Raw genomic sequence first — 3,464 nt, forward strand, 5'->3', positions numbered from 1 at the left:
AACAGGACCGTGAAACGACTCCACGCCGATGATAGTGCGGATTGCCCGTGTGAAAGTAGGTAATCGTCAGGCTCCTTACCCAGACAAGACCCCGCCCTCAAAAGCGGGGTCTTGGCGCTTCTGCGACCCTTGCAAGAGCGCCCCCGACTCTGGGGTGATGCGTAAGCGGTAGTTCCGACTCATCTGGAACCGGTGTATTAGAAGGAACAAGATTGCGTCCGCAGCCACCACATTGCGGACGCAGCTTATGACTGACCTACAAACTGACTTTGACTTCCTGCCATTGCGGGTGATCGGTAAATCGGCCGACGGCAAAAACCGGTACGACCGTGATGGCAAGCGCAAGCTGATCGAAGCGTGCCAGAAGCCGGGAGCCTCCGTTGCCGGGCTGGCACTGAAGGCTGGCGTGAACGCCAACCAGCTTCGCAAGTGGATTGGCCTCGAGCGTAAAAAGACACGCTCCCGAACTGAGCGGCAGCCGACACCAGCCAGTGCGCCGGCATTTGTTCCTGTTCTGGAAGTGGTTGATGCCGAACCTGTGCACTTGCCTCACATGCCGTCCCTGCCCGACGCCCAGCCGGCTGCTGCACGGCGTGAACCGATGCGCCCATCGCAACGCCCGCCGTTGCCGTCACGCCTGATGGCGCAGTTGCCCAACGGGGTGAGTCTTGAACTTGAATGTATGCAACAGGACACGGCGCTGCTCACAGCGATGATCGACGCATTGAGGAGCCGGTGATGCTGCGCTTCGCTGAGGACCTGCGGGTCTATCTGCATCGCGAGCCGGTCGACTTCCGATGCGGCATCAATACCCTTGCCGCTCTGGTTGAGAATTCGATGCGACTGGATCCGCTCGCGCGCGCCGTGTACGCGTTTCGCAACCGTAAATGCAACAGGATCAAGCTCCTGCTGTACGAACGCACCGGCTTCTGGCTGTTGCTGCGCCGGCTCGAGCAGGACCGTTTCGTGTGGCCGCGACGCGATCAGGAAGTGATCGAGCTGACGACGCAGCAGCTCCACTGGCTGCTCGATGGCATCGACATCGACGCGCTTCGCCGTCATCCTGCACGCTATTACGAGCACGCCAGCTAGCCCGGTACGTTGCACGTAAAACAACGGCCGGGCGCCTTTTACAAATTGACGTAAACCCACGGCGCACCGCGCTTCGCTATCCTGGAGCGCATGAAGAATGCACCTGACCTCAAGCGCGTACCCCGGGCTGTCCAGGGCTATATCCACGCCCTCGAAGCTCGGGTAGCCGGCGACGCGAAACACATCGACGAACTGAACCAGCGCGTCGGGCAGCTCGAGGAACAGCTCCGGCTGCTGCAGGCCGAGCGTTACGCGCCGAAAAGCGAAAAACGCAAGGATCGCGTGTTCGACGAAGCCGAGCAGATCGCCCGGAGCGAACCATGCGACGAGGAAGACGAAGGTATCCAGCCGGCGCTGCCTGACACCGGCTTGCCACCAGCCGGCAAGCCTGAGCGGCGCAAGGTGGGACGCAAGCCGTTGCCGGCGTACCTGAAGCGCGAACGCATCGGGTACGATCTGCCGGAAGACCAGCGAGGCTGCCCGTGTTGTGGCAATCCTATGCATCGCATCGGCGAGGACATCAGCGAACAGCTGCATGTCGAGGTCAAATGGACGGTTCACCAGAACGTGCGTGCAAAGTACGCGTGCCGGCACTGCGAGCGTCACGCCGAACACACGCCGGTCGTGCTCGCACCGATGCCGGTACAGCCACTTCCGGGCAGCCATGCGGATGCGTCGGTGATCGCGACGGTCGCGACCGCGAAATACGTCGACGGCATGCCGTTGTACCGGATGCAGGCCGCCATGGCCCGCTGGCAGATTCCGGTGAGCCGGGGCACGCTGGCACACTGGGTCATCCGCCCCAGCGAATTGCACTACACCCGCCTGTACGACGCGCTGTACAGGACATTGCTGTCGCAGCCGCTGATCCACGGCGACGAGACCACGCTTCAGGTGCTCAAGGAGCCCGGCAGATCAGCCCAGAGTAAAAGCTATGCGTGGGTCTACCGCAGCGCCGAAGACTGCCCCGAACCTGTGGTGCTGTTCGAGTACCAGCCGGGGCGAGGCCAGGAGCATCCGAAGAAATTCCTCGGCGACTACAGCGGCATGCTGGTAAGCGACGGATACAGTGCGTGGCGCACGCTGAAAAAGGCAACGCACTTCGGCTGCATGGCGCACGCGCGCAGGCTGTTCGTCAAGGCGGACAAGGCAGCGCAGAAGAAAGGGGATGGCGCAAAGCCGAAGCCGCCGAACGCTCGTGTGGCAAAGGCGCTTGAATACTTCCAGGCCCTGTACCGTGTCGAGGCGCTGGCCAAAGGCGATCTGCCTGCCGGCCAGACACGTGCCGACTACACATACGATCTGCGGCAGAAACACAGCGTGGCGGTGCTCGATGCCTTCAAAGCGTGGCTTGACGAACTGGCGCCGAAGGTGACGCCCCAGAGCCTGCTCGGTAAGGCAATCGCCTATACGCGTAACCAGTGGGAATATCTGAGCCGCTACGTCACTGACGGGCGAGCCGCAATAGACAACAATATCTGCGAGCGGGACATCAGGCCGTTCGCCACTTCGAGAAAGTCGTGGCTGTTCAGCGACACGGTCGACGGCGCAAAAGCGAGCGCCACGATTTACAGTCTCATGCTGACGTGCCGTGCCTGCGGTGTCGAACCGTACGACTACCTGTTGCACGTACTCAAGGAGCTGCCGCAGCGTCCACCGGACGCCGACGTGACGGACCTCTTGCCATTCAACTATGCGCGGCATCAAGAGGCCAGGGCACAGGACGGCTGACACACCCGGCGCTCCTCGGCGGTGCCCCTACGCACGACCATCAGTTGCGCGATTCTCCCTTCGGTGTGCTAAAGCTGCCGCTTACGGTGATGCCGATGTAGGCATGGAAGGTATGGTATTTCATTGATGGAACTCCCACTTTCGCGCAAATTATCGCAAAGCGGAAGTTGGCGCAACGCGAAGGTTTCAACGTACGACCTACAGTCAGTTTTTGAGCGCGTACAGTCGGGCAATTGATGCTGCTCGCTTATCGCACGGAACCGTGGAACCGTCACTCGAACGGCTGGTTCACTCCGAAACCCGTCCGATGTGGAACGCGGGCCCGTCGGCCTGAGCCGGTATTGGAGGGGACCGGGTTTTAGGTCAGCAATGTGGGGGATTGCCGACGGTAGAGGCATCGAGCGGATTCTGTCGCGAGCACCTCGCCGAGCTTAAAAGCAAAGCGCGCTAATATCGTGAGGGGCCGTGGTGAAGCAAGATGCGGCGCGCCTGTTCAACGAGAAATGGACGATGAAGCGGTACGAGGTACTTGCCACACAGTTGGCTGATGACATCCGGTCGGGCCATATTCCAATCGGCTCAAGGCTGCCGTCGCTGCGTCAGATCATGGCGCAACGTGGCGTCAGCCAATCGACCGTCTT

General features: G+C 61.1%; 4 protein-coding genes. All 4 read left to right on the forward strand.

Annotation, left to right across the window (positions count from 1 at the left end; genetic code table 11):
- Positions 1 to 247: 247 nt before the first annotated feature.
- The gene (tnpA, locus tag VMJ11_RS25280) at positions 248 to 739 is read left to right on the forward strand and encodes an IS66-like element accessory protein TnpA (protein WP_007743596.1); all 492 of its coding nucleotides are present in this window, start codon (positions 248 to 250) and stop codon (positions 737 to 739) included.
- Positions 739 to 1,092 carry an IS66 family insertion sequence element accessory protein TnpB gene (gene tnpB / locus VMJ11_RS25285; protein ID WP_007578399.1) on the forward strand — a complete coding sequence of 118 codons (354 nt, stop codon included), beginning with the start codon at positions 739 to 741 and terminating at the stop codon, positions 1,090 to 1,092. Before tnpA ends, tnpB begins: the two co-directional genes overlap by 1 nt.
- A gap of 90 nt (positions 1,093 to 1,182) precedes the next feature.
- On the forward strand, positions 1,183 to 2,823 hold the full coding sequence (tnpC, locus tag VMJ11_RS25290) for an IS66 family transposase (RefSeq protein WP_325622896.1): 1,641 nt from the start codon (positions 1,183 to 1,185) through the stop codon (positions 2,821 to 2,823).
- Between the two features lie 510 nt (positions 2,824 to 3,333).
- Positions 3,334 to 3,464: GntR family transcriptional regulator (locus VMJ11_RS25295; protein ID WP_325622899.1), on the forward strand; the 131-nt coding region annotated here is incomplete at its 3' end.

It is taken from the genome of Paraburkholderia sp. (assembly GCF_035501035.1).
Taxonomy (GTDB): domain Bacteria; phylum Pseudomonadota; class Gammaproteobacteria; order Burkholderiales; family Burkholderiaceae; genus Paraburkholderia.

Coding starts and splice junctions, on each gene's coding strand:
- tnpB (WP_007578399.1), top strand. CDS start 739: ATGCTGCGCTTCGCTGAGGACCTGCGGGTCTATCTGCATCGCGAGCCG.
- tnpC (WP_325622896.1), top strand. CDS start 1,183: ATGAAGAATGCACCTGACCTCAAGCGCGTACCCCGGGCTGTCCAGGGC.
- tnpA (WP_007743596.1), top strand. CDS start 248: ATGACTGACCTACAAACTGACTTTGACTTCCTGCCATTGCGGGTGATC.